Genomic DNA, 23,874 nt, shown 5'->3' with positions numbered 1-23,874 from the left:
CCCGCCGCTTTCGACGAGCGAACCACGGCGTTTTTCGACCGGCGTGGCGACGACCGCACATGGACCGGTGGCACTCCCGCGCGGGGGCGGCGCTGTTCGGCACGCTCGCGTTCGCCTCGTTCGCGAGCGTCGCGAGTGCTCACGGCGTGCGGACCGTCTCGACGCCGATTCCGGGCGACCTGCTGCTCGCCGGCGCGGCGGTCACCGTCGGCGGGACGGCGGCCGCACTCGCCCGGCTTGACGCCAGTCCCTCGCGGTCGGTCCGGGAGGTCGCCGTCGTCCCGATGGCACGGGGTCGAGCGCTCCTGTGGCTGCTCCGACTGCTCCTGCTGGCGGCGGTCGTCGCGGCGGTCGTCGAGGGCCTGACCGGGCGACAGGCGCGAGTCAGCCCCGCGACGACGTTCGTCTGGCCGGTGTGGGTGAAGGGGTCGCTGCTCCTCGCCGCGCTCGTCGGCAACCACTGGACCGCGCTTGCGCCGTGGATGACGGGCTACGAGCTGCTCTCCCGGCTCGAAGGGGAGGACGTCGCCCTGTTCGAGTACCCGGCGCGGCTCGGTCGCTGGCCGGCCGCCGTAGGCTTCGTCGTCCTCGTCGGCGTGGTGGAGAACCTGACCGTCGTCCCGACCCGGCCACGCCTCACGGCCGTCCTCGTGGCCGGCTACGCGCTCGCCATGCTCCTCGGCGCGGTGGGTTTCGGTCGGGCGTGGCTCCGGAACGCCGACCCCCTGGGCGTGCTGTACGAACTGGTTGGGCGGGTCGCGCCGCTGTCGGTCGACCGCGACCCGGACACGCGAATGGTCGTCCTCACGCGGCGGCCGGTCTGGCACGAGGTCGCGACGCCGCTACCCGGCGGGGCCAGCGCTGCCCTCGCCGTCGCCGCCGTCTACACTGTGAGCTTCGACGGCATCGTCGAGACCGGCTCGTACCAGCGACTGCTGTTCCGGCTCGCCGACACAGCGCTCGGCCCGGTCGCCGGCCTGGCGACCTACCTCGGCGGGCTCGTCCTGTTCCTCGCCGCGTTCGCGGCGGTGTCGGTGCTGGCCGCGCGGCTGGGTGGGGCGGACGCCGTACGGGTGACGCGGTGGTTCGGCGCGACGCTGCTCCCCATCGCCGTGGCGTACGACGTGGCGCACAACTGGCCGTACGTGTTGGTGAACGTCACCGCGCTCGGCCAGCTCGCCGTCCCCGGACTCCCGTCAGTCGCGCCGTCGCCGGTTGTCTACTGGGGATCCGCCGTCGGGCTCGTCGTCGTCGGCCACCTCGTCGCCGTCGTCGCGGCCCACCTGGCCTCCCGGGAGCTGTTCGGGGTCGATGCGGCCCGGGGGCACGCGCCGCTGGTGGCGCTCATGGTTGGCTACACGGTTCTCTCGCTGTGGATCCTGTCCCGTCCCGTCGGCGGGTGATTCGACGGACGAACCAGAACGGTTTTTTACAGGTTCTCGCTAGGGGATTACATGCAACGCCGCCAACTCCTCCGAACGCTGCCCGGTCTGGCCCTCGCCGGCGCGGCGGGATGCCTCGGCGACGGTGGTAGCGAGGGCGACGGTACCGGAACGCCGACGCCGACCGCGACCGCGACGGAGACAGCCGTGACGGACGGTCCCGACGGCGTCTACGTCCAGTCCTACCTGGAAGGGATGGCCATGCCGGAGTCCGGCATGGCGATGGGTGGTGACTACTCGTTCGGCCTGATGCTCGCGGTGCCCCACAACTTCTGGACGGTCACCGGCAGCGACCTCTCCAGGCACCAGCGGGAGGACAGCCAGTCGGTCCACCTGATGGTCCAGGTCTGGGACGAGGAGACGGGCGTGGTCCTGCCCGAATCCGGCGTCAGCGTCGAGATACTGCAGGAGGGCGAGACCGTCAGCGAGGAGGTCATCTACCCGATGCTCTCCCAGCGGATGGGCTTTCACTACGGCGGGAACTTCACGCTCGACGGCGACGGCAGCTACACCGCCCGGGTCTCCGCCAGCCCGTTGAGCGCCGAGCCCATGGGGTCGTTCGCCAGCCGGTTCGACGAGGCGACGACCGTCGACCTCGGGTTCGAGTTCAACCAGGCCGTCCGCGACCAGCTCACCATCGAGGAGCTCGACCAGGCCGGCGACCCCGGCGCGATCCGCCCGATGGATATGGGGATGATGCCGACCGGCGTCGCCGCGTCCCCCGAGGAACTCCCGGGCGAGACCATCGGAACCCAGCGCGTCGACGAGGCGGACTTCGTCCTCAAGGCCGCCAAAAACGAGCTCGCGGGCGACGCCGGCGCGTACCTCTACGTCTCCGCCCGGACGCCGCACAACGACCTCGTGCTGCCGATGATGTCGCTGGACGCGACGGTCACACGCGGCGGCGAGGACGTCTTCGACGGCCAGCTGACCCGTGCCGTCCACCCCGACATCCAGTACCACTACGGGACGCAGGTCGACAGTCTCGAATCTGGAGACGAGGTCGAGGTCACCGTCGTCACGCCGCCACAGGTTGGCCGGCACGAGGGCTACGAGACCGCCTTCCTGCGGATGGACGGTGCGACCTTCACGGTGTAGCGACAGTTCTTTGCCGGCGGATTCCCCACGGAACGACATGCGCAAACCGCTTGCCCTCCTGCTCGCGTTCGCGATGGTCTCGTCGCTGGTGGCGATGCCGGTCGCGGCTCACGGGAGCCACGTCAGAGCGGACCCGCAGGTCTCCGACGACGGGAGCATCGTGGTGGAGTCGATGTTCTCGGTGAACGGTGGCTACCTCGTCGTGCACCAGGACCAGGGCGACCAGCCCGGCCGGCCCGTGGGTGTCGTCGACATCGACAGCGGCGCTCGCTCGAACTTCGAGATACAGATCGACCAGCAGCACTGGGACGAACACGAGGGGAACCGCAGCTACTGGGTCGTCCTGCACCGCGACCAGAACCCCGACGACGGCGGGTTCGACCCGATGGTCGACAGCGCTGTCACCGGGCTCCACGGGAGCTACGTCGCCGCCCGCATCCCCGTCGGGAAGAGCGCCGACGGGGCGGCCCGGGTGCTGGCCGCGGAGTACAACGGCCAGCGCGCCGACTCGCCCTCGGTGACGCTCTCCCGCGTCCAGCTGAACCAGCCCGGCTACGTGGTGCTCCAGCGGGTGGAAGCCGGTGCGCCGACCGAGGTGGTCGGCACTCGCAGCCTCGACGCCGGCACCTACGACGACCTCTCCGTCGACATCGACGAGTCGCTGTTCGAGTCGATGAGCGTCGACAGCACGCAGTCGCTCGCCGCGACGCTCCACACGTCCGACGGCGACGGCTCCTTCGACGCCGAGCACGACGCGGTCGTCGCCCCAGACGGACAGCCCGTCCGGACGTTCTTCTCGTTCTCGAAGGTGGAGAACGCGTCGGCGACCACGCAGCCGCTCATCAACACGCCGGCGGGGACCCAGCAGGGGACGCCCGCCGAGACGGTGGCGGCGAGCGAGACGCCCGACGGGACGACCGAGAGCGATGACTCGACCGGGGCGACCCCCGGCTTCGGGCTGGTCGCCGCGCTCGTCGCGGCGCTGCTCGCAGCGTTCGTCGTTCGCCGGCGGCGCGGCTGACGGTCGTCGAACCCCGAGAACTCCCCGTTCCTCGGGTCAGACCGCCGACTCGAGCCCCTGTTCGAACAGCCGCTCGCGGACCGCCGATTCGTCGTGGTTGGTCGTCCCCGTGAGGCAGTTCGGCGAGCGGAACCGGTCGGCGTGGGTCGGCTCGTGCCGACGTTCGTCGCGCACCTGGTCGCCGTCGCGGCGAGCACCCACCTATTTGGTCGCGGTCGCCCAACCACGCGACGTGTCGAAGAGACCGGGACTGGCCGCGTTGCGCGCGGCGCTCGGGGACTGGCGACGGAACGCCGTCGCAGTCGTGCTCGTCGTGGTCCCCGTGGCACTCGCGCTCGTCGACGGGTCCCGTGTCGCGGTGTACGGTGCGGCGCTGGCCGCGTTCGTGGTGTGGATGGCCTGGTTCGTGCTGACCGCGGTCGACTGGCTCGAACGGGCCGACTTCTGAGCCCCCGACGGAGGAGTCACAGCAGCGGTCGTCCTCGGGCGTTCGTCTCTCCGGGGCGTCGGTCAGCACCGCCCGGACTCCGCCGATTACGCCGGTCGCCAGAGCGCCTGGCGAGACCGAATGATTCTACTCGGTGCCAGCCGCGCTACGGACCATGAGAGGGACGATCACCGACCTCCTCGCGGCGAACGCGGGGCACGCCAGGGAGTTCGGGGACCGGTTCGACGACGTGCAGGAGGCACAGCACCCGGACGCCGTGACGGTCTGCTGTTCGGACTCCCGAGTCCTCCAGGACCACGTCTGGGGCAACGACCGGCCCGGACGGCTGTTCACCTGCGGGAACATCGGTAACCGGGTCGTCCAGGAGAGCGACGCGGGACCGGTCGTGTCGGGGGACGTGCTCTACCCGCTGGCGCACACGGGCACCGAGGTCGCGGTGGTCGTCGGTCACACCGGCTGTGGGGCGGTGACGGCGACGTACGAGGCCCTGACGGACGGCATCGACGAACCGGCGGGCATCGAGCACTCGGTGTCGCTGCTCACCGACTTCCTCGAACCCGGCGTCGAGACGCTCCCGGACGGCCTCGACCGTGCCGCGGCGGTGAACCACCTCGTGGAGTACAACGTCGACCGACAGGTCGAGTTCCTGCTCGAGAGCGAGGACGTCCCCGACGACGTGACGGCTGTCGGCGTCGTCTACGACTTCCAGGACGTCTACACCGAGCGTCGCGGCGAGGTCCACGTCGTCAACGTGGACGGCGACCGCGACGTGGCGTCACTCCGGGAAGAGAACTCCGAGGTGGCGGACCGCATCCGACGGCTCTGGGCGTACTGACCCGGTGCGTGCGACGCGAGAACCGGAGAGTAGCCGTCACATCGCTCGCTCTGGCGCGTGCCCCCGGAGCACGTCGGTGAGACACGTCCGACGCAGGACATCGGCGGTGCCGACCGCCTCGACGGACTCGTGGTCCGGCCAGCCCGTCGACGAAGGGGTGGCACGGTGGACCGCTGACCGGCTCGCGGTCGGCCACTGACCCGAACCCCAACCTTTATTTCACGCGCTGGTCCCTCGTCCACTATGGCAGATGTCGTTCAGTCGATACGAGAGCTACCGACCTGGGTGAAACTGCTCGTCGCACTCGGCGTCGGGATGTTCGTCCTCATCCCGCTGCTGGTCGTCCTCGCCGCCGTCGTGGGCGCGTTCGTCCTGAACGTCGGTGGCGGTGCCGAGTTAGCCGAGGCCCCGCAGGTCGAGTTCGTGACGAGCTACGACGAGGCCGCGGGCGAGCTCACCATCACGCACGAGGCGGGCGACGCGTTCGACAGCGGCACCGTCACGCTCGACGTGGACGGGGAGCAGCGTCCCTGGCCCGGCTCGGGAACCGTCACACAGGGCGACCAGGTCACGCTCTCGGACGTCCAGCCCGGGACCACCGTCAGAGTCGTCTGGCGGGGCTCCGACGGGGCGTCGACCGTGTTGTTGCGGTACGAGGCCTGACCAACCCCCGAACCCTATCGAGACGCCCGCTGCTCGAGGTCGTTCGAGCCGGCGAGTTCCGGGGCGAGTCAACCTGAGACGAGGCTCGTCACTGTTCGTGCGTGCCGATATCGGTCGTCGGTCGTCGGTCGGGGGTCGACACGAGGCGGTCTGCCCAGTCGTTTATCCCTACGGCCGCCGTACATCGTTCATGATTGCCCGCGTTCTCGTCCCGATGGACGATTCCGAGATGGCCGACCACGCGCTGGAGTACGCGCTAGAGGCGCATCCCGATGCGGAGATAACGGTGCTACACGTCGTGGGTGGCCCCTCACCGATGATGGGGAAGGCGATGGGACTCGCACTCGAAGACGATCTCGAGGAGGCAGCGGAGGAGCACGCAGCACAGGTGTTCGAGCGAGCGCGTGAGATCGCAGGAACACACGAGACAGAGATACGCACGGACGTCGCGTGGGGGACCCCAGCGAAAGTGATCGTCAATAGAGCAACCGACTTCGACACCGTCGTGCTCGGGAGCCACGGCGGAACGCTCGCCGAGCGGCTGTTCGTCGGAGACGTTGCACAGAAGGTGTTCCGTCACTCACCGGTCCCGGTCACCGTCGTTCGATGACGTAGCTATCCCGCACGATGACGACGCTGTACCGTCCGCAATGGTCGTCGTGACAGCGTGTCTGCCGGGGCGGGTCGACGCTTCCGGCCGCTCGCCGAGTTCGACGCCAGTCGCGTGGCGTCGGGGGCCAATGCTCACCCGACAGTAGGCGGTCAGAACCGCCGGAACAGCGGTTCTCCCGGCTACCGGGACTCCCGCTGTTCGACCTTGTTCAGCTCGATGAGCAGGCGGAAGATGGCCTTGACGAGGTTGGCGTCCACCTCGAAGCGTTCGGCGTTCGCGCCGGCGCGGTCCATCACCGCCTGCTCCTGCTGTTCGTCGGTGGTCGGCAGGCCCTCCTCGGCCTTGACCTCCGCGATGGTGTCTGCGACGTACGTCCGTCTCGCGATGAGTTCGACGAGGTCGCGGTCTATCTCCTCGATCTCCGCGCGGAGTTCGTCGAGGGTCATCTCGTCCGGCAGCCGGTCTGTCGTGTCGTCGTGTGCCATGTAGTTCCGTCTCTCTCGTTCCAGTGTCCTGCGAGCGATTCGAGCGCGTCCCGGCTCCCGACGGCGACGTAGCTGGGGCCGGTCCCCGAGAGCGAGACGCCGTCGACGTCGGGCATCCCTTCGAGCAGCGGCTCCGTCGGGAAGCCGAGCGCGCCACAGAAGGCGAAGCCGTTGACGGTCATCGCCTCGCCGTAGCGCCCGTCGAGCGCGAGGTCCGTGACGAGGTCCGCGAGCGGGGCGACCCGCTTGCAGCGCTCCGCGTCTGCGTCCGCGCTGAACGCCCGCGCGTCGGGCCACCAGACGAGCACGTCCCAGTCGACGACCTCGTGGCTGAGGAGTTCGTCGCGCTCGTTGTCGGTGACGGTGACGCCGCCGAGCATGCTCGCGCTCGCGTCGTCGAAGGCCCCGGTGACGGTGACGCCGGCGTCGCGGGCGGCCCGCACGCCGAGGCGGCAGGCCGCGAGCGGGTCGGGGTCGACGCCGAGCGCGTCGGCGGTCGCCAGCACGGTCGCGTTCGCTGCCGCGCTCGAACTCTTGAGGCCGGCGGCCATCGGGACCTCGCTCTCGGTGCGGACCGTCGCGCCCTCGCCGTCGCCCCACTCCGCGACCGCGAGCTCGGCGCAGCGTTCGACGAGTGTCGTGTCGGCGTCGGGCGCGTCTGCCACTTCACCGCTGTACGCACCGGTCGCGTCGAGGTCGACCGTCGCCGTCGTCTCGAGGTCGATGGCGAAAGCCGAGCCTCGACCGGTCGCGAGCGCGTTGCACACCGTCCCCGCGGCGGGGGCGACGGCGCGGCCGTGGCCGTCCATGTGCGACCGGATGACGAGGGGAAACTTGGGGGTTGTGGTGCGACCCAAACCTGCCGCTCCAGCAGGGGGTCGTCGGAGCGTCGGTCGCTCCCTGCATCGCGTCGCTTTTGACCGCCGGCGAACAAGGCCGGAGCATGAGCAACCGGAGCGACATCGCGCCGAGCACGCTCGGCGTCGACCTGCAGGAGGGTGGCGTCGTCGTCGAGTACACCGACGGCCGGGAGACGTTCTACAACGGCGTGCCACAGCGGAAGGAGGACTCGGTGCGCTGTCCGCCGGGCAAGCACGTCCAGATCCTCGTCACCGACCCCACGGAGACGGAGGGCGTCATGCTGTACGTCAACGACCGCAAGACACACGACGACATCCTCGAGTCCACCGGCGTCGGGCGGGTCATCATCGACCCCGGCGAGGAGGAGTCGGTGTTCCCGGGCGTCACCGTCCGCGCCGACGGTTACGCGATCGTCGTCGAGGCCGACCCCGAGACCGCCCGCGGCCGTGTCTTCGTCTTCGCCGAGGACGAGATGAGCGAGCACTCCTACGAGGTCGTCTGATGCCGCTGCAGCGCCGGTGGGAGCCGTTCGAGCGGTCGACCGTCCGCTCGGCCCCCGACAGGCTGGGGGTGTACGAACTCGGGGACGCGGACGGGACCGTCGTCGAGGTGGGCCACGGTGTCCTGCGGGACGAACTGAAGGACGCGCTGGCGTACCGCGACGCCGCGAAGGTGCGCTGGACCACCGCCCAGACGCGCGAGCAGGCGGCCGACCTCGCGGCCGAGCACGAGGCGAAACTGTAGCTACTGGATGTACGACGGGTCCCCGCCGTCGCAGTCGGACTCGTGCATTCTGGCGTCGTCACGGTCGTCGAACAGCAGCCCGCAGTCTTCGCACTCGTACCAGGTCTCACCGTCTCGCTGTGTCGTGGCGACCATGGTCGAGACAACGACGGCAAGAACCATCGGTGTTTTCCCGGGCCGTTCGTGCCCACGCCGGTCGCGAGTCCGAGACGGAAGTCGGATGCAACTGTCACGAGAGGACAATTCTCAAGAGCGTCCGACCGAAAGGAACCTGTATGAGTGCCGAGGGAGGGACGGAAGTGCTGTTGACGGTGCGAGCCGCCGAGAAGCGCGACGCCGGCCGGGGGGTCGCCCGCGTCCCGGAGTCGGCGCGCCGTGACCTGGGGGTGTTGAGCGGCGACACCGTGCTCGTCGAGGGCTCGCGTCGCACGGTCCTGAAGGTGTGGCCGGCCGACGCCGACGTGCCGGACGGGGTCATCCAGATCGACGCGGACGCCCGGGCGAACGCCGGCGCGAACGTCGGCGACCAGGTCCAGGTCTACGCCGAGGAGGTCGCGGACGCGACGACCATCCGGCTCTCGCCCCCGGAGTCGCTGCGTGATGTCCCCGACGGCATCGTCGAGCGGGCGATCACGCGCGACCTGGAGGGCCACCCGGTCAGCGTCGGCGAGCGCATCCGGCTGGAGCGCATCGCGGCGGAGCCGTTCCGCATCGCCGAGACGACGCCGGAGTCGCCGGTCCGCATCACGGCCGGCACACGCATCGTCGTGGAGGGGGCGGGCTCCCCGACGACGCCGAAGACGGAGACGAGCGGCCAGTCGAACGCTTCCGGCGGCGGTGCCACGGCCGAGCGCGGGAGCGGCGGTTCCTCGGCTGCACAGCCCAGCGAGCCGACCTCAGGAGTCACCTACGAGGATATCGGTGGACTGGACGACGAGCTCGAGCTCGTCCGCGAGATGGTCGAGCTGCCGCTGTCCGAGCCGGACCTGTTCCGGAAGCTGGGCATCGACCCACCGCGGGGGGTGCTGCTGTACGGGCCGCCAGGGACGGGAAAGACGCTCATCGCGAAGGCCGTCGCCAACGAGGTCAACGCCTCGTTCCACCACGTCTCCGGCCCGGAGGTCATGTCGAAGTACAAGGGCGACTCGGAGAAGAAGATCCGCGAGACGTTCCAGGCGGCCCGGGAGGACTCGCCGGCAATCGTCTTCTTCGACGAGATAGACTCCATCGCCGGCAAGCGCGACGACGAGAGCGACGTGGAGAACCGCGTCGTCGCGCAGCTGCTGAGCCTGATGGACGGGCTCGAGTCCCGGGGCGACGTGGTCGTCATCGGCGCGACGAACCGGGTCGACAGCATCGACCCCGCACTCCGTCGCGGCGGACGCTTCGACCGCGAGATCGAGATCGGCGTCCCCGACGAGAACGGCCGTCGGGAGATCCTCGACGTGCACACACGCGGGATGCCCCTCGGCGACGACGTGGACCTCGACCGCATCGCGCGCCGGACCCACGGCTTCGTCGGGGCGGACCTCGACAGCGTCGCCAGCGAGGCGGCGATGGTCGCCATCCGGAACCGTCCGACAGAGGAGGAGGCCCGCAGCGAGTGGAACCACAACCCAACGGTCGGCCGCTCGGACTTCGAGTCCGCGCTGGCGTCGGTCGAACCCTCCGCGATGCGGGAGTACATCGCCGAGAAGCCCAACGTGAACTTCGCGGACGTGGGTGGGCTGGACGACGCCAAGGAGACACTGCGCGAGGCCGTGGAGTGGCCGCTGGCGTACGGGCCGCTGTTCGAGGCGGCGAACACGACGCCACCGTCTGGCGTGCTGTTGCACGGCCCGCCGGGCACCGGGAAGACCCTGCTCGCCCGCGCGCTCGCCGGCGAGTCCGGCGTCAACTTCATCCGGGTGGACGGCCCCGAGCTGCTCGACCGCTACGTCGGCGAGTCCGAGAAGGCGGTCCGGAAGGTGTTCGAGCGCGCCCGCCAGTCCGCACCGAGCATCGTCTTCCTCGACGAGATTGACGCCGTGGCGGGCCAGCGCGGCAGCGACACCAACGAGGTGACCGAGCGCGTCGTCTCCCAGCTGCTCACCGAGCTCGACGGGCTCGCGGAGAACCCGAACCTGGTCGTGCTGGCGGCGACGAACCGCAAGCACCACGTCGACGACGCGCTGCTCCGCCCCGGCAGGCTGGACACCCACATCCTCGTGCCCGAACCGGACGAGGCCGGACGCCGGAAGATCTTCGAGGTGACCGTCGAGGGCCGACCGCTCGGCGACGACGTGGACCTCGACGACCTCGCGGCCCGCACGGAGGGCATGACCGGTGCGGACATCGACGGGCTCGTGCGGACCGCGTCGATGCGTGCGATCCGGGAGATCGCCGAGGGCATCCCGCCCGAGGAAGCCAACGAGCGCACTGCCGACCTGGTCATCGGGATGGACGACTTCGAGGCGGCGCTGGAGCGGCTCCGCGGGCAGTAGGGCGACTCCGCGGGTCGGGTTCACGGCACGAGAGGCGCGGTGACACCGTCCGCCGAACCCGCGGTGCGCCCGGCCGGCGTCAGTTGTTCCAGTAGATATCCGTCGCGCGGTGGCGGTCGTTGTACGCCTCCAGCCCGCGACCCATCACGCCGCGGAGCGCGAGGTCGTCGTACAGCGTGGAGTGGGTGTAGTCGACGAACGTCATCGGAATCACGAGTTCGTCGCCCTCGCGGAGCACGCTCCCGATGGCGGTGTAGGCGTGCTTGTGGCGCTCGTCGTGGACGCGCCCGCCGAACACGGGCGTCGTCTGTTCGTACGCGGATACCGAGTGCAGTGCCTCGACGGAACGGTAGACGAACTCGTAGCAGAACAGCCCGCTGTTGCGGCCGTCCTCCAGCGCCTCGAAGGTCGTCGGCGACTCGAACTGCTGGCGCAGGTCCACGCTGCCGAGCAGGACGTTGTCCTCGACGGAGCCGGCGGCGTAGCGCGGGATGTCGTAGCTGGTGTGTTCGCGGAACGCGCCGACGAGGCCGTCGACGACGGCCTCCGGCTCGCGCGGGTCCGCGTCGGCGAACGCCGCGACGGTCGCCGAGTCGACGTCCGTGTAGCGGTTCTCGCGCAGCCGGGCGACCGCGCCGGGGCGTGCGTCGCCCTCGCGGACGCGCTCGAAGAACGGCTCGTACGTCGAGAACTCGAACCGCACACCGTCGACGTCGGCGGCGTTCTCGTCGACCATCGCCGCGAGGACGTCGTGGTCAGCGACCAGCGGCTCGAACAACGAGAGGCCGAGTTCTTCGTCGAGCGCCCGTGCGTCGCCTCGCGTCGCGGTCGCGAGGTCGAGCGATTCGTCGACGCCGTCGCCCTCGAGGAAGGCCACACCGTCGTCGAACACGAGCTCCTGGCCGCGGACGCTCGTCCACGTGCTGCGGGGCTGGAGTCGTTCGCCCACCACCGTCGCGAGGTTCTGGTCGAGCAGGTTCGTGCCCTCGAGGATGCCGTAGCCGACCACCACGTTGTCGAGCGCCTTCGCGCCGCCGGCGAAGCCGACCGTCCCGAGCGCGGTGAGCGCGCGTCGACGGGTGACCCGTCGGCCGTCCGTGGTCCGGCCATCGGTCCGGACCGGCGCGTCCGTCCCCTCGCTCGTTCCGTCGGATGCGTCGCTCCCCTCGTCGCCTGACAGCGGGAGTCGTTCGCGAAGGGAGTCCCAGTTCACGCTTCCACCGACGGGACTCCCCAGCCTAAAAGTTCCGTCCCCGGCCGCCCGAACCGATTAATGGCCGTCGCGACGAGTTCCACCCATGTTCGACGCCGTCGAGCGGGTCCGGCTCGTGGAGCTGGTCGGACTCGCCGCGTTCCTCCTCGCGGGTGTCGTCGGGGTCGCGCTCGGGACCTGGAGCTTCCTCTCCGTCTTCGTCGAGCTCCCGGATCTGGTCGTCCAGCACGTCGGGGTCGTCGACGAGGTGTCGTACCCCCTGGTCCTCGTCAGCGGTCTGGTCGGGCTCGCGCTCGCCGTCGTGCTGATGCTCGGCTGGCTGTACGTCGCGTCGACCGCCTACGGGTGGCTGAAGGGACTGGTCGGCTGGGAGTGACCGGCTCAGTCGCTCTCCGCCGTCGCCGACTCCACGGTCGCGAGCACCGACTCGCCGGCACGCACGGTATCGCCTTTCTCGACGCGCAGGTCTGACCGCTCGACCGCGGGTGGGAACAGCACGTCGGCGCGGCTCCCGAAGGCGATGTGGCCGACGCGGTCCCCGCGGTCGACCTTCGCGCCCGGCTCGACCCACGGATGGATGCGGCGGGCGAACGCGCCGGCGATCTGGGTGAGCTCGACCTCGGTGCCGTCGAGCGGTCCCGGCTCGCCCGCGGCCGCGGTTTCGGCGGCGTCGATGCGGATGTGGACGCGCTCGTTCTTGTCGGAGTCCTTCGAGAACGCCGGGCGGTGTGCGCCGGGGACGTGCTCGACCTCGCGGACGGTCCCCGACACCGGCGCGCGGTTGACGTGGACGTCGGTGACGTTCATGAACACGCCGACGCGGAGCCGGTCGTCCTCCTCGCGGACGACCGAGACGCGGCCGTCGGCGGGCGAGACGACGCCCGACGGCGGCGGCGACCGTGGCGGGTCGCGGAAGAAGTGCAGCGTCGCAGCGCCGGCGAGCACGAACGCTACGCCGGCGATGGGAGTCGCCAGGACCGTCGCGACCGGCACTGCGGCGAACAGGAGGCCGGCGTACCGACGGCCGTCGGGCACGAATCGCATGCTTGGACGACCGGGGGCGACGGGTTTGTGCGTTTCGGGAGCGAGCGAGCCCGTCCCTCGGGTCCAACTGATACGAGTGGCTCGACCTGTCGCGGCTTACAGGTTCGTGCGTGTGGTTATCGCCTCGCCGGACGACAGGACGGTATGGACTACTCACCCGACTGTCCCGTCTGCGGTTGAATGAACACGGTGTCGACACCCCTCGCGGGGCCAGCGTCCGACTTCGACTGTCCGAGCTGCGACTACGCGTTCCGAACACACTGCTGACGGCCGGCCCACCCGCCCCCTCCCGGGCCGGCCAACCGTACGTCTGCCGGGACCACTCACCAGAAGCTCTGGGTGCGGGCGTACTCCCGTTCCTGTGCGAGCAGGTCCCGGTAGAACGCCTGCTCGTCCTCACGCAGTTTGTTGATGACCCGCGCCGCGTTCGTCGGACCGACGCCACGCGCCGCGAGGGCGATCACGGCCCGTTTGCCGTGGCTCTGGACGAGCCCCGCCGCCTGGTACGCCCGTTCCGTCTTGTGCTCCTGCTCCTCGTCCTTCTCCGCGGCACGCACCGCCGCGACGGATTCCTCGTCCCAGGGATTGAGCGCGGCGATCCTGGTCGAACCACACTCGGGGCAGTCGGGCTGGTCGCGCACGCGGCGGACCTTCGTCTTCTGCTTCCAGTCCTGACAGTGCACGCAGAAGAGGATGACGCGGTCGTTCCGGATGCGCTCTTTCACCGTCTCGATGACGCTCGCGTCGGCGTTCTCGGGCGACAGCAGCTCCTTGCCGGCGGAGCGACCGTCGGTGCCGATCGGGGTCCGGTCGCCGTGGACGAGCACCTCGCAGTCGCCGTCGCGAACCGACCGGAGCACGTCGGCGGCGGCCTCGACCGCGAGGTCCTCGTGGAACACCTCGCGGACCGCTTCGTCGTAGATGGGGGTGTCCGAGAGCGCGGCGAGCAGTCTGTCGCCGGAGACGCCGCTGCCCTCCCAGCGCTTGAGCGCGCCGAACTTCGCCGCCACCTGCGAGAGCCGGAACTTCAGCGCGTCCGAGCGCTTCAGCGAGAGCTCGACGATGGCCTCGACGTGCTCCGGGTCCGTCGTCTCCAGCAGCTCGCGCACCTCGCCCAGCGACACCCCCGACGGCACCTCCAGCTCGATGCGGTACGGGTCCGTGTCGAGCCCGACGGTCGAGCCCGCCCGCTGGCCGAGCAGCGAGGAGAGCACCCGGCCCAGCGTCGCGTTCGTCTTGTGGCCGAACGGCGCGTTCACGACGAACGTGTTCCCGCGGCCCTCGACGACGATTCGCTCGCCCGTCGGCGTCGGCGCGTCGGCCTCGACGTGGTTCTCGACCTGTGCCAGCGCGCTCCCGAGCGTCGCCTCGTCGGCCGGGTAGCGGTTCGCGAACTCCCGGGCGACAGCTGTGCGGGGTGCCTCGCGCTCGAACTGCGGCGTCGCCACGTCGCGCATCGAGCCGACCTCGCGGGCGACCGCCTCGGGCACCGGGATCTCCTGGCCGACCCACGACGGCACCTCGCCGGCGGGGTCCGAGACGGGCGACACCTTCACGGTCGACTCGTCGTCGTCCACGTCGACGATGCGCCACATCTCGCCGCGCTGGACGAACACCTCGCCGGCGCTGGCGAAGTTCACGACGAAGCGCTCGTCGAGCGTGCCGACCTGCTGGCCGCTGGCGACATCCTCGACGTCGTAAGTCTCCTCGTCGGGAATCATCGAGAGGTTCGCGTAGACGTACTGCCAGGTACCGCCGGTCGTCTCGACGGTGTCCACGGCCTCGTCGAACCAGACCACGCGGTTCCCTTTCAGCTCGGAGACGACGGCCCGGAGGTCCTCCTCGGAGAGGTCCCGGAAGGGGTACGCCCGAGTGAACAGTTCGTGGAGCGCGGCTATCGATATCTCCTCGGCGTCCATCGCGATGCCCGGGACCTGGTTGGCGACCACGTCGAGGCTGCCCTCGTGGATGTTCGCGCGCTCGACCTCGCCGTCGCGCGCCCGGCGGGCGATGGCCAGCGCCTCGAACGTGTCGTCGGCCCGGGTCGTCACGACGGTGCCCGAGGAGACCTCGTCGCGTCGGTGGCCCGCGCGACCGACGCGCTGGAGGAGTCGGGCGACCTCGCGAGGGCTCTGGTACTGCACGACGTGGTCGATACGGCCGACGTCGATGCCGAGCTCCATCGAGGACGTACAGAGCAGGCCGTCGAGCTCCCCGGCCTTGAACCGGTCCTCCACGTCGATGCGGGCCTCCTTCGAGAGCGAGCCGTGGTGGACGCCGATACCTGCGTCGAGCTCCTTGAACCGCGAGCCCAGCGCCTCGGCAGTCTGGCGGGTGTTGACGAATATCAGTGTCGACTCGTGCTTCTCGACGAGGTCGAGTATCGTCCGCACGTGGCTGGCGACGGTCGCGTCGGTGACGAGCTCGCTGGCGAGGCGTTCGTCGCCGTCCTCGACGGCGGGCTCGACGACCGACACGTCGAGGTCGCTGCCGACGTCGACCTGCCGTATCGCACAGCCCCGGCCACCGGTGAGGAACGCGCCGACCGCCTCGGGGTCGCCGACCGTCGCCGAGAGGCCGACGCGCTGGAACGGCCCAGCGAGTTCCTGGAGGCGTTCGAGCGCGACGGTCAGCTGTGCGCCGCGCTTGGAGGCGGCGAGCTCGTGCACCTCGTCGACGACCACGTGCGCCAGCGACTCCAGCCCGGTCCGGAGCTTCGACCCGGTGAGCATCGCCTGCACCGTCTCCGGCGTCGTCACCAGCACGTCCGGCGGGTCGTTCGCCTGCTTCGAGCGCCGGTAGTCGGTCGTGTCGCCGTGGCGGACGTCGACGTTGAGGCCGAGCTGCTCGCCCCACCAGTCGAGTCGCTCGCGCATGTCGCGGTTCAGCGCCCGGAGCGGCGTGATGTAGAGCGCCCGGAAGCCGTAGGTACCGCGCTCCTCGTCCTCGGTTCGGACCAGCGAGTCGAACACCGGCAGCATCGCGGTCTCCGTCTTCCCGGTCCCCGTCGGCGCGACGACCAGCGTGTGCTCGCCCGCCGCGATGGGGGGTAGTGCTCGTCGCTGGGTGCGCGTCGGCGACTGGAATCCCCTGTCCGACAGCGCCGCCCTGACCTCGCTTCCGAGGACGGTGAACGCGGCCGCTCCCTCCGTCATCGCCCGTCCTAACGCCGCGACGGGAATAAGTCGCTCGCCAGTTCATTTCGGCAGCAAAAACCAGGATTTTTGACAAAGCGACTATCTCCCTCTGCCACGGTGGTACATCCGAATGCGTGTGCCCAACAGGTGGTATGGGGGGTACACCGTCGACGTCGAGGTGGACGACGTCGTCGTCAGAAAGGGGCTGGACCTGGAGACCCTCCCGTTACCGTCGGTCAAATTCGCCTTCGAGTCCGGGAGGGACGCCCCCGTCGGCGTCCGGCTGACCGAACGCCTGCCCGAGTCGGTCCAGCGGGAGCACGTCGCGGTCCACGCCGACTACGGCGGCCAGGGGTGGACCGCGTTCGACGACGGTCGGCTCGTCTACACCGGCTCGGTCCCGCCGGGCGACACGGTCGTCACGCTGCTGATGGTCTGGCTCTCCGAACCCGACCACATCTACGGCTTCCTCGGCCAGCCACACCTGCGAGTCACCTCCAACCCGAACGCCCCGTCGCTCCGACCGGTCGGCGTCGAGACCGACCTGCTCCGTGTCGACGGTCGCTTCGCCTCGGACGAGCCGTTCGAGCGGATCCGCGCCGCGGTCGAGCGGGCGCTCACGACGCCGGCCGACGCCGCGACGGACCGACCGGGTTCCGGGTCACAGCCCGTCGCTGCTCCACCAGCGGGTGGCACCTGGGACGACACCGACGGCGCGGCGGCAGGGGCCGGACCCACATCGGGTGCGTCCGTCACCGAGCCGGGCCGCGAGGCGCTCCCAGAGCCCGACAACGACTGGCCCCATCCGGTCGTCCGCGGCGGTGTCGGCGAGCTGGCGCCGCCGGAGGAGGCGACCGTCGACGACCTCCTCGACCAGCCCGTCTCGCCAGGGAGCCACCTCGTCCGCGTCGAGACACGCGACAGCTACCACGGCGGTGGCGCGGTCGTCGTCGCACAGGAACTCGCGAACGCCTTCGAGATCGACGGCCGTCAGGTCACCGGCGACGGCCGACGGGACATCGTCGACGCGGTCGTCGTCACCGACCAGTCAGCGGGGCGCATCGTCGAGGCACTGGTCGACCGTCCGCAGGTGGTCGACGTGTTCGTCTCGCCGGTCACGGCCGAGGACGAGGCGGCCGAACCGGTCATCGACGACGTCGTCGAGACGTTCGAGGAACTGGCCGCGGATTTCGACCCGGTCGACGCCGCCGAGCTGGAGGCCGAGCTCGACGAGACGGAGTTCCCCGGTCCGGACGGTGACGAGTTCACCATCACAGAGCTCGTCGAGGGCGAGGTCGACGCCGCCACGGTCGCCGGGGACGCCGACGACGGCGAGCTCCACACCCTGCAGGAGGAGATCGGCCGGCTCGCGGACCACGTCGCCGATCTGGAGGCCGAACTCGACGAGCTGGACGGCGAACCCGCGGACGTTCGGGAGGGGGACAGCGAGCCCGCCGTGGAGCCCGACACCGACGACTAGACGCGACCGTAGCCGCCGAGCCGCGTCCCGTCGAGCAAGTACGCCTGGGCGCTCGGCAGCGCCTCCGGGAGGAACGGCGCGAGGAAGTTCTCGTTCACGTTCACCCACGTCCCACCGCAGAGGTCGTTGAACGCCGGGAAGACCACGAGTTCGGGCCCCGACCAGTCGTGGTCGAGGTCCCGCTCGCTGAACGGCTCGCGGTCGAGCGGGCCGCGGAGCCAGACGCGTTCGATACGGCTCCCGCCGACCTCGTCGGTCAGCCGCACGCAGGGGTGCTCGTGGCCGACGCAGACGATATCGGCGGCCAGTACCTCCGGGGCGGGCCAGGTGTGACCGTGGGTGAACCCGACGTCGCCGAGCCTGACGCCGGTGCCGTCGGTCACGGCTGCGTCGACCCACGACTCGATGTCGCCGTCGTGGTTGCCCTTGACGACGGTCGTCGGGACGTCGATGGCTTCGAGCAACACCTCTATCTCGCCACGCTCCGCTCCGCCGGGGCCGCCGATGGAGTGCATGAAGTCGCCGAGGACCACGAAGCGGTCGGGGTCGACCGAATCGAGCATCGCGTGGACCACCTCGCGACGCTCCTCGGCGCGGCTGGCGACGTGGACGCCGCTCTCTACCCTGAGTCCGGCCTCGATGCCGGCGTGGAAGTCCGCGACGACGAGTGCGTGCTCGGTCCCGGTGTCGACGACGGCGGCCGGCCGGTCCGGCACCGGCTCGACGCTCGCCATCGCTCAGATCGCCTTCAGACGGTCGTCGCCCGGTTCGTAGCACTGCCCGCCGATGAGCGCGTCCTGGATGGCGTCCTCGACCGCCTCCTCGGACGTCCCGGTCTCGCTGGCGACGCGGTCGACGAGTTCGGCGCGGTCCGCCCCGTCGCCGTCGTCCAGTTCCGCCATCACGTCGAGCAGGTGCGCCTCGAGGTCGACATCCGCAGCGGGTTCGTCACCCTCGCCATCGGCTTCGGCCGGCTCGGCGTCGGATTCGTCGGCGGTAGCCGTTGAGTCATCCGTCGCCGGCTCCGCGGCGGGCTCTGCGTCCGCCTCGGGTTCGGGCGTCTCGATGCCGGCCTCGCCGGGGTCAGCCACGTCGTTCCCGCTGGAGAACTCGGTGCCGAACTCGTCCTCGATCTCCTCGCGCTCCGCCTCGTCCATCTCGTACATCCCGCCGTCGTCAGCCGCGGGGGATGCGTCTGCTTCGGCGGTCGCGTCTCCGGTGTTGGCGTCCTCCTCGCGGTCCGCGTCGTCGCCGAGGTCACCCGGCTCGAAGTCGCCGATGCCGCCGGCGTCATCGTCCTCGGACTCGCTCTCGGCGTCGCCCGGTTCCGTGGCACCAGTCCCGGCCGGGGCGTCGACCTCGTCCGTCGCCTCGGCGGACTCCGGTTCGGGCTCGCTCGCCGCGGGTTCGTTCTCGTCGGGCTCGTCGGCCGACCCGTCGTCGCCGGCTGCCGAGTCCGGCTCGCTCGTGGCTCCGGCGTCGGTGGAGACCGGTTCCTTCTCGGCTACCTCGTCGGCTTCTTCATCGTCCGTGCCCGCGGGTTCGACGGGCTCAGCCTCGCCCAGCGGCGAGCCGAACGCGGCGCGGTCCTCGTCACGGAGGTCCGCCCAGGTCGCGGCGTCGTCACCCTCGTCGTCCGGGTCGATGGTGACGGCGGTGGCCTCGTCGCGGTCGCCGGTGACCACGCGGACCGCGTCGAGGGCGGTCTCGCGGAGTCGCGAGAGGTAGGCCGCGGTGGTCCCGTAGTGGGCCATCGCGCGGGGGATGCCGTCCGCGAGTCCCGGCGGGACCCCACGGGACTGCAGGGCGACGCGCAGGTCGTCGCCGCGCTCCTCGAGGGCGGCCGCGCCGGCGTAGGTGGCGACGCGTTCGAGCGTCTGCTCGGCCGTGTCGACCACCCAGCGGTCGCGCGTGGCGGCGTCGACCTGGGTGATGCTCTCCGGGCGGACCGACGTGTACACGCGGTCGGAGTCGTCCGGCGAGAAGGTCCGCGCCTTCCCCGTCACCGCGACGAAGGCGGGCGTGTCCAGTTGCTCGAGTGCGGCCATCTCGTCCGGCTGGTACTGGCCGGCGTAGACGACGAACGCACCGGTCGGGTCGACGATGCGCCCCCGGAGCACGTCGTCGTTGACGGACTCGACCTCGGTGAGCACGCCGACCGCGAAGAGTCGGTTGACACGCGCGCCGGTCGGGGTGATGACGTAGTTCGGGGCGCGCTCCTCGTCGGCCTCCTGGTGCGACAGGGTCGCGTCGTCGAACTCCGCGGCGAACAGCCGGTAGGCGGTCTCGCGGCGCTGGATGTCGCTCATGCCGTCACCTCCTCGAGGAGCGCCCGAGCACGGTCTGCGGGGTCGTCGTCGGTCCGCTCGAAGCTCGTCGCGTCGCAGTTCGCGCCGTAGTCGTCGACCGAGAAGTGGCCCCGCACCCGGTACTCGAACCCGACGATGTTCCTGCGGATGTCCTCGGCGACGACCTCCTTGTCCATCGCGTCGCGGGCCTGCTCCTTGGCGTCGTCGAGGGTGCCGTCGTACACGTCCTCGGTCAGCTCGCGGTCGAGGACGACGGTGACGGTGGCGGTGCCGTCGTCGAGGATGGCCTTCACGCGCAGGTCGTCCTCACCCTCTACGTCGCCGTGGCTGCGGCACTGGCCGTTCTGTACGATGCGGTTGCACTCCGGGCAGCGCTCGATGAGCCCGGAACCGTCCCGCACGGCGAGCACGTCGCCGACGAGCTCGACGTCGTACATCCCGCCGGCCGCGATGGCCTCCGCGATGGAGACCTGCGTGGCGTCCTCGCCGACCTCGATGTCCCGGTCGAGCGGCGTGACGGTGGAGTACTCCGAGACGTTGACCTCGGGCACGCCGCGGTACTCGCGGACGTAGGCGTTCTCGATTCTGACGGGGTCGCCGTTCTCGATGGCCTCGTGGGGCTCCCACGCGGTGAACGGCAGGCGGCCGGACTCGTCGCCGAGGACGCCACTGAGGATGTCGGTCTCGCCCTCGCGGCCGTCGATGGTCCGTCGCTCCACCTCCTCGACGGCGACCTCGACCGTGACGCCGCGGTCGCCGGACTGGAGCTCGTGCAGCGTCGCACCGCCGCCGACCTCGTAGGGAACGTCGAGTTCGTCGTCGAGGAACGACAGCGACGTGCTCTCGCCGAGGTTGAGCTCGGGCTCGCCGTCCCACTCGCGCACGCCGGCGTTGCCGACCTGGACGGTGTCGCCCGCGCTCAGCCCGAAGTCGGTCCACGCGGTGTAGGACAGCGTCCCCGTCTCGTCGGCGAGTTCGCCCTCGAAGATGTCCTGCTGTTCGCCCTGGGTCTGGATGGAGCGCTTCCCGACCGTGAGCACGCGCGCTGTGAGGCTGACGCTGCTGTCGTCGGTAGTCACGTCCCCGATGTCCTTCTCGGAGGGCGCGCTGCCGCCGCCACCGCCACCGTCCCCGTACTTGCGGCGGAGGCTCTGGACGGCTTCGTCTATCGGGACGCTGTACGACACCAGGTTCTCGAGGTCCGATTTGACCTCCGCTTTGTCGACACCGAGGTCGGAGGCGAGCTCCTCGGCGCGGTCGTCGAGACTCATGCCCGCGGGTTGGTCGCGTTCCCATAAAAGGATTCGTGGCAAGCGTCTCAGCAGCCCGTCGCGGACCGCACATCGGTCGCGATGCCCGCGTCCGGAGAGAACACGGGTTGGAGCCACGTCGTGCCGACGGTCGTCCTCTCGAGCGGGTCCACCCGCGCGGGCTCGGCGAGCCCGGGCTCGGCACGAGATGGTTGGATTCAAGTCCGCCGCCGGACCCTGTTCACTCGATGCGTCACGACCACCTGCTGACGGCGAACCAACTCACGCGGGAGGACATCGAGCTCGTCCTCGACCGCGCGGCCGAGGTGGACGCGAACCCGGCGTCGTTCGGCCAGCGACACGCCGGAACGCTCCTCGGGCTCTGCTTCTTCGAGCCGAGCACGCGCACGAAGATGAGCTTCGAGGCGGCGATGAAGCGTCTCGGCGGCGACGTCGTCGACATGGGCTCCGTCGACTCGTCGTCGGTGAAGAAGGGGGAGTCGCTCGCTGACACCGTCCGCGTCGTCGAGGGCTACACGGACGCGCTCGTCCTGCGTCACCCGCTGATGGGTGCGGCGAAGATGGCGAGCGAGTTCGTGGACGTGCCCCTCGTCAACGCCGGCGACGGGGCGGGCCACCACCCGACACAGACACTGCTCGACCTGTACACCATCCGCGAGAACGCCGGACTGGACGACCTCACCATCGGCATCATGGGCGACCTGAAGTACGGGCGGACCGTCCACTCCCTCGCCACCGCGCTGACGAACTTCGACGCGACCCAGCACTTCGTCTCGCCGGAGTCACTCAAACTGCCTCGCTCCGTCCGGTACGACCTGCACGAGGCGGGTGCGACGGTGCGCGAGCACACCGACATCGAGGAGGTGCTGCCACAGCTCGACGTCCTCTACGTCACGCGCATCCAGCGCGAGCGCTTCCCCGACGAGAACGAGTACCACCGCATCGCCGGCGAGTACCAGATCGACGCCGGGACGCTCCAGGCGGCGAGCGACGACCTCACGGTGATGCACCCGCTCCCGCGCGTCGACGAGATCGCCCCGGAGATAGACGGCACCGACTACGCGCGGTACTTCGAACAGGCACACAACGGCGTCCCGGTCAGGATGGCGCTGCTCGACCTGCTGCTGGAGGATTCAGCATGACCGACAAACAGCTTCGCGTCTCGAAGATCGAGAACGGCACCGTCATCGACCACGTCCACGGCGGCCAGGCGCTGAACGTGCTGGCCATCCTCGGCATCGACGGGAGCGGCGGCGAGCAGGTGTCCATCGGGATGAACGTTCCCTCGGACACGCTCGCGACGAAGGACGTCGTGAAGGTCGAGGGCCGCGAGCTGAGCCAGGACGAGGTCGACGTGCTCTCGCTCATCGCGCCCGACGCGACCATCAACATCGTCCGCGAGTACGACGTCGTCGAGAAGCATCGGGTGGACCGCCCCGAGACCGTCACCGGCGTGCTGTCGTGTCCGAACCACAACTGCATCACCAACGCCGACGAGCCGGTCGAGACACGTTTCGCCGTGCTGCGGGACGGCGTTCGCTGTGAGTTCTGCGAGCAGATCGTCCGCGAGGACATCGCGAACCACATCGGTGGGGACTAGCTAATTCGCCGCCTCGCTGGTCGGGAAGGAAACCCGTTCGGAAAGGACTAAATAGTCACCGGACGAACGTGTTCCCATGTCGAAGAAGGTGAAACTCCTGCTCGCCCTGATCGTTGCAGCGCTCGTGTACAAGATGGTCACCAGCGGCGGTTCCACGGTCGAAGTCGACTACGACCTCGACGAAGAGTAGCCCGCCTCTTTCGAACCACTTACCCCGCCAACACTCCCTAGCCACTGGTATGTACGGCGTCGTCACGCGCAACGAGGAGGAGCTCGACTGGGCGGAGTTCGAGCTGGGGTTCTACGAGGTCAAGGACGTGACCGGTCGGGCCGTCGAGCCGGTCGATGCGGCCGTGAACATGGTCTCCTGCTTCGGCGACACTGCCGCGGGCGAGGCGAAACCCGACCTCGTCCCCGTCAGCGACGAGGGCGAGTCCGCGACGCGGGAGCAGCCATACTTCGACTGGGGCTACATCTGTCCGACACGGGAACGCTATCGGGCGGGGCTCCTCGAGACAATCGCCGACTGTGCCGACGCCAACGAGGCCGTGCGGCTGGACGACGTGGGCTTCCCCCGCGAGGAGTACTGCTACTGCGAGCACTGCCGGGAGTCGTACGCGCAGTGGCGGGCCGACCGCGACGGCGGCGACCCCGCCGACTACGAACTCCGCGATGCCCCCGACGCGGACCGGTTCGACTGGCGCGCCGACGTCATCACGGCGTTCGTCGGCGAGGCAGCCGACCGCATCCCCGGGAAGACGTACTTCACGCTCTACCCCGACCCGTACCCGGAGCACCTGTACCGGCGGGCGGGGCTCGACCTCGACGCCATCGCCGAGCACGTCGACGAGTTCGTCGTCCCGCTGTACGACATGGCGTACTCGACGACCTACTGGCTGGAGGTCATCGCGAGCGGGTTCGTCGACGCGCTCTCGAAACCGTTCTCCATCGAGCTGTACGCGGTCGACATCGACATCGACAGCCTCGCCCACGCGACGGAGGTCGCCGACGAGTACGCCGAGGACGTCTACTTCGGCTACGATGCGAGCCAGGCGCGGGCGACGGTCCGCCGGATGAAGGCCGATTCACAGGACGGGCAGACGTTCGGCGACGTGGCGTAGGCCGGA

25 protein-coding genes are annotated in these 23,874 nt (G+C 70.0%); 15 read left to right on the top strand and 10 right to left on the bottom strand.

Translation table 11 applies throughout. The features are described 5' to 3' along the window. Positions 1–59 precede the first annotated feature (59 nt). From BLT27_RS05035 to BLT27_RS05025, 3 genes are read left to right on the top strand one after another with little or no spacing between them, the layout of a single operon-like run. Complete coding sequence (locus BLT27_RS05035; RefSeq protein WP_089731950.1) at positions 60–1,403, top strand: hypothetical protein; 1,344 nt, start codon at positions 60–62, stop codon at positions 1,401–1,403. Between the two features lie 51 nt (positions 1,404–1,454). After that, a complete protein-coding gene (locus BLT27_RS05030; protein ID WP_089731949.1) occupies positions 1,455–2,540 on the top strand; it encodes a DUF7350 domain-containing protein in 1,086 nt (361 codons plus the stop codon). A gap of 37 nt (positions 2,541–2,577) precedes the next feature. After that, a complete protein-coding gene (locus BLT27_RS05025) occupies positions 2,578–3,561 on the top strand; it encodes a DUF7282 domain-containing protein (protein WP_089731948.1) in 984 nt (327 codons plus the stop codon). A gap of 36 nt (positions 3,562–3,597) precedes the next feature. On the opposite strand, the gene BLT27_RS19650 is transcribed toward BLT27_RS05025, so the two are convergent. Beyond that, positions 3,598–3,762 (bottom strand): hypothetical protein, encoded by a 165-nt coding sequence (locus BLT27_RS19650; protein ID WP_175526384.1) that lies wholly within the window; start codon positions 3,760–3,762, stop codon positions 3,598–3,600. 31 nt (positions 3,763–3,793) lie between these two features. Here BLT27_RS19650 and BLT27_RS05020 point away from each other — a divergent pair, with 31 nt between their 5' ends. The 4 genes from BLT27_RS05020 (at position 3,794) to BLT27_RS05005 (ending at position 6,117) form a co-directional block, all read left to right on the top strand. Next, on the top strand, positions 3,794–4,009 hold the full coding sequence (locus BLT27_RS05020; RefSeq protein ID WP_089731947.1) for a hypothetical protein: 216 nt from the start codon (positions 3,794–3,796) through the stop codon (positions 4,007–4,009). A 154-nt stretch (positions 4,010–4,163) separates the two neighbouring features. Continuing rightward, positions 4,164–4,844, top strand: coding sequence for a carbonic anhydrase (locus tag BLT27_RS05015; RefSeq protein ID WP_089731946.1), 681 nt, complete (start codon positions 4,164–4,166; stop codon positions 4,842–4,844). A 243-nt stretch (positions 4,845–5,087) separates the two neighbouring features. After that, complete coding sequence (locus BLT27_RS05010) at positions 5,088–5,507, top strand: type IV pilin domain-containing protein (protein ID WP_089731945.1); 420 nt, start codon at positions 5,088–5,090, stop codon at positions 5,505–5,507. A 190-nt stretch (positions 5,508–5,697) separates the two neighbouring features. After that, entirely contained in the window at positions 5,698–6,117 is a 420-nt protein-coding gene (locus BLT27_RS05005) for a universal stress protein (protein ID WP_089731944.1), read from the top strand. 182 nt (positions 6,118–6,299) lie between these two features. Here the strand turns inward: BLT27_RS05005 and BLT27_RS05000 are convergent, their stop codons facing one another. Both BLT27_RS05000 and BLT27_RS04995 read right to left on the bottom strand, forming a co-directional pair. Beyond that, positions 6,300–6,605 carry a chorismate mutase gene (locus BLT27_RS05000; protein WP_089731943.1) on the bottom strand — a complete coding sequence of 102 codons (306 nt, stop codon included), beginning with the start codon at positions 6,603–6,605 and terminating at the stop codon, positions 6,300–6,302. After that, positions 6,563–7,414 carry a shikimate kinase gene (locus tag BLT27_RS04995; RefSeq protein WP_089731942.1) on the bottom strand — a complete coding sequence of 284 codons (852 nt, stop codon included), beginning with the start codon at positions 7,412–7,414 and terminating at the stop codon, positions 6,563–6,565. The genes BLT27_RS05000 and BLT27_RS04995 overlap by 43 nt, the downstream gene beginning before the upstream one ends. A 134-nt stretch (positions 7,415–7,548) precedes the next feature. On the opposite strand from BLT27_RS04995, the gene BLT27_RS04990 reads away from it, so the two are divergent. After that, positions 7,549–7,968: a DUF5796 family protein gene (locus BLT27_RS04990; RefSeq protein WP_089731941.1), complete on the top strand. Its 420-nt coding sequence runs from the start codon at positions 7,549–7,551 to the stop codon at positions 7,966–7,968. Next, the gene (locus tag BLT27_RS04985; RefSeq protein WP_089731940.1) at positions 7,968–8,210 is read left to right on the top strand and encodes a DUF7508 domain-containing protein; all 243 of its coding nucleotides are present in this window, start codon (positions 7,968–7,970) and stop codon (positions 8,208–8,210) included. Before BLT27_RS04990 ends, BLT27_RS04985 begins: the two co-directional genes overlap by 1 nt. Here the strand turns inward: BLT27_RS04985 and BLT27_RS20370 are convergent, their stop codons facing one another. Beyond that, positions 8,211–8,345 (bottom strand): DUF7128 family protein, encoded by a 135-nt coding sequence (locus BLT27_RS20370; protein ID WP_281241450.1) that lies wholly within the window; start codon positions 8,343–8,345, stop codon positions 8,211–8,213. It lies immediately after the preceding gene. A 140-nt stretch (positions 8,346–8,485) separates the two neighbouring features. Here BLT27_RS20370 and BLT27_RS04980 point away from each other — a divergent pair, with 140 nt between their 5' ends. Continuing rightward, positions 8,486–10,693, top strand: a complete 2,208-nt coding sequence (locus BLT27_RS04980; RefSeq protein WP_089731939.1) for an AAA family ATPase — start codon at positions 8,486–8,488, stop codon at positions 10,691–10,693. 79 nt (positions 10,694–10,772) lie between these two features. Here the strand turns inward: BLT27_RS04980 and BLT27_RS04975 are convergent, their stop codons facing one another. Further along, positions 10,773–11,906, bottom strand: coding sequence for a hypothetical protein (locus BLT27_RS04975; RefSeq protein ID WP_089731938.1), 1,134 nt, complete (start codon positions 11,904–11,906; stop codon positions 10,773–10,775). A gap of 85 nt (positions 11,907–11,991) precedes the next feature. On the opposite strand from BLT27_RS04975, the gene BLT27_RS04970 reads away from it, so the two are divergent. Continuing rightward, positions 11,992–12,282, top strand: coding sequence for a hypothetical protein (locus BLT27_RS04970; protein ID WP_089731937.1), 291 nt, complete (start codon positions 11,992–11,994; stop codon positions 12,280–12,282). A gap of 5 nt (positions 12,283–12,287) precedes the next feature. On the opposite strand, the gene BLT27_RS04965 is transcribed toward BLT27_RS04970, so the two are convergent. Together BLT27_RS04965 and BLT27_RS04960 are read right to left on the bottom strand one after the other, a co-directional pair. Continuing rightward, positions 12,288–12,950, bottom strand: coding sequence for a protein sorting system archaetidylserine decarboxylase (locus BLT27_RS04965; protein WP_089731936.1), 663 nt, complete (start codon positions 12,948–12,950; stop codon positions 12,288–12,290). 323 nt (positions 12,951–13,273) lie between these two features. Continuing rightward, entirely contained in the window at positions 13,274–16,105 is a 2,832-nt protein-coding gene (locus BLT27_RS04960) for a DEAD/DEAH box helicase (RefSeq protein WP_089731935.1), read from the bottom strand. Positions 16,106–16,265: 160 nt separating this feature from the next. On the opposite strand from BLT27_RS04960, the gene BLT27_RS04955 reads away from it, so the two are divergent. Beyond that, positions 16,266–17,567 (top strand): hypothetical protein, encoded by a 1,302-nt coding sequence (locus tag BLT27_RS04955; protein ID WP_175526383.1) that lies wholly within the window; start codon positions 16,266–16,268, stop codon positions 17,565–17,567. On the opposite strand, the gene BLT27_RS04950 is transcribed toward BLT27_RS04955, so the two are convergent. Genes BLT27_RS04950 through BLT27_RS04940 form a run of 3 tightly spaced genes read right to left on the bottom strand, consistent with a single transcriptional unit; the run spans position 17,564 to position 21,147 of the window. Continuing rightward, positions 17,564–18,301 (bottom strand): metallophosphoesterase, encoded by a 738-nt coding sequence (locus BLT27_RS04950; RefSeq protein WP_089731933.1) that lies wholly within the window; start codon positions 18,299–18,301, stop codon positions 17,564–17,566. The two genes, BLT27_RS04955 and BLT27_RS04950, sit on opposite strands and share 4 nt — an antisense overlap. A gap of 3 nt (positions 18,302–18,304) precedes the next feature. Continuing rightward, the gene (locus BLT27_RS04945; RefSeq protein WP_089731932.1) at positions 18,305–19,876 is read right to left on the bottom strand and encodes a hypothetical protein; all 1,572 of its coding nucleotides are present in this window, start codon (positions 19,874–19,876) and stop codon (positions 18,305–18,307) included. Next, positions 19,873–21,147, bottom strand: coding sequence for a Single-stranded DNA binding protein (locus tag BLT27_RS04940; RefSeq protein ID WP_089731931.1), 1,275 nt, complete (start codon positions 21,145–21,147; stop codon positions 19,873–19,875). The genes BLT27_RS04945 and BLT27_RS04940 overlap by 4 nt, the downstream gene beginning before the upstream one ends. A gap of 227 nt (positions 21,148–21,374) precedes the next feature. Between BLT27_RS04940 and pyrB the strand changes: the two genes are divergently transcribed. The 3 genes from pyrB (at position 21,375) to BLT27_RS04925 (ending at position 23,868) form a co-directional block, all read left to right on the top strand. Next, positions 21,375–22,289, top strand: a complete 915-nt coding sequence (gene pyrB, locus BLT27_RS04935; protein ID WP_089731930.1) for an aspartate carbamoyltransferase — start codon at positions 21,375–21,377, stop codon at positions 22,287–22,289. Continuing rightward, on the top strand, positions 22,286–22,747 hold the full coding sequence (gene pyrI / locus BLT27_RS04930) for an aspartate carbamoyltransferase regulatory subunit (protein ID WP_089731929.1): 462 nt from the start codon (positions 22,286–22,288) through the stop codon (positions 22,745–22,747). The genes pyrB and pyrI overlap by 4 nt, the downstream gene beginning before the upstream one ends. A 239-nt stretch (positions 22,748–22,986) precedes the next feature. Next, complete coding sequence (locus BLT27_RS04925; RefSeq protein ID WP_089731928.1) at positions 22,987–23,868, top strand: hypothetical protein; 882 nt, start codon at positions 22,987–22,989, stop codon at positions 23,866–23,868. Positions 23,869–23,874: the final 6 nt, after the last annotated feature.

This window comes from Haloarchaeobius iranensis, assembly GCF_900103505.1.
GTDB classification, from domain to species: Archaea; Halobacteriota; Halobacteria; order Halobacteriales; family Natrialbaceae; genus Haloarchaeobius; species Haloarchaeobius iranensis.
This window is presented reverse-complemented; position numbering and strand designations above follow the sequence as displayed.

Bases quoted from the DNA above. Each gene is read 5' to 3' on its own strand.
- BLT27_RS04990 (WP_089731941.1), top strand. From the start codon at position 7,549: ATGAGCAACCGGAGCGACATCGCGCCGAGCACGCTCGGCGTCGACCTG.
- BLT27_RS05010 (WP_089731945.1), top strand. From the start codon at position 5,088: ATGGCAGATGTCGTTCAGTCGATACGAGAGCTACCGACCTGGGTGAAA.
- BLT27_RS04945 (WP_089731932.1), bottom strand. From the start codon at position 19,876: ATGAGCGACATCCAGCGCCGCGAGACCGCCTACCGGCTGTTCGCCGCG.
- BLT27_RS04940 (WP_089731931.1), bottom strand. From the start codon at position 21,147: ATGAGTCTCGACGACCGCGCCGAGGAGCTCGCCTCCGACCTCGGTGTC.
- BLT27_RS05025 (WP_089731948.1), top strand. From the start codon at position 2,578: ATGCGCAAACCGCTTGCCCTCCTGCTCGCGTTCGCGATGGTCTCGTCG.
- BLT27_RS04970 (WP_089731937.1), top strand. From the start codon at position 11,992: ATGTTCGACGCCGTCGAGCGGGTCCGGCTCGTGGAGCTGGTCGGACTC.
- BLT27_RS04965 (WP_089731936.1), bottom strand. From the start codon at position 12,950: ATGCGATTCGTGCCCGACGGCCGTCGGTACGCCGGCCTCCTGTTCGCC.
- BLT27_RS05000 (WP_089731943.1), bottom strand. From the start codon at position 6,605: ATGGCACACGACGACACGACAGACCGGCTGCCGGACGAGATGACCCTC.
- pyrI (WP_089731929.1), top strand. From the start codon at position 22,286: ATGACCGACAAACAGCTTCGCGTCTCGAAGATCGAGAACGGCACCGTC.
- BLT27_RS05015 (WP_089731946.1), top strand. From the start codon at position 4,164: ATGAGAGGGACGATCACCGACCTCCTCGCGGCGAACGCGGGGCACGCC.
- BLT27_RS04985 (WP_089731940.1), top strand. From the start codon at position 7,968: ATGCCGCTGCAGCGCCGGTGGGAGCCGTTCGAGCGGTCGACCGTCCGC.
- BLT27_RS04925 (WP_089731928.1), top strand. From the start codon at position 22,987: ATGTACGGCGTCGTCACGCGCAACGAGGAGGAGCTCGACTGGGCGGAG.
- BLT27_RS20370 (WP_281241450.1), bottom strand. From the start codon at position 8,345: ATGGTCGCCACGACACAGCGAGACGGTGAGACCTGGTACGAGTGCGAA.
- BLT27_RS05035 (WP_089731950.1), top strand. From the start codon at position 60: ATGGACCGGTGGCACTCCCGCGCGGGGGCGGCGCTGTTCGGCACGCTC.
- BLT27_RS04960 (WP_089731935.1), bottom strand. From the start codon at position 16,105: ATGACGGAGGGAGCGGCCGCGTTCACCGTCCTCGGAAGCGAGGTCAGG.
- BLT27_RS05030 (WP_089731949.1), top strand. From the start codon at position 1,455: ATGCAACGCCGCCAACTCCTCCGAACGCTGCCCGGTCTGGCCCTCGCC.
- BLT27_RS04950 (WP_089731933.1), bottom strand. From the start codon at position 18,301: ATGGCGAGCGTCGAGCCGGTGCCGGACCGGCCGGCCGCCGTCGTCGAC.
- BLT27_RS05005 (WP_089731944.1), top strand. From the start codon at position 5,698: ATGATTGCCCGCGTTCTCGTCCCGATGGACGATTCCGAGATGGCCGAC.
- BLT27_RS04995 (WP_089731942.1), bottom strand. From the start codon at position 7,414: ATGGACGGCCACGGCCGCGCCGTCGCCCCCGCCGCGGGGACGGTGTGC.
- pyrB (WP_089731930.1), top strand. From the start codon at position 21,375: ATGCGTCACGACCACCTGCTGACGGCGAACCAACTCACGCGGGAGGAC.
- BLT27_RS04980 (WP_089731939.1), top strand. From the start codon at position 8,486: ATGAGTGCCGAGGGAGGGACGGAAGTGCTGTTGACGGTGCGAGCCGCC.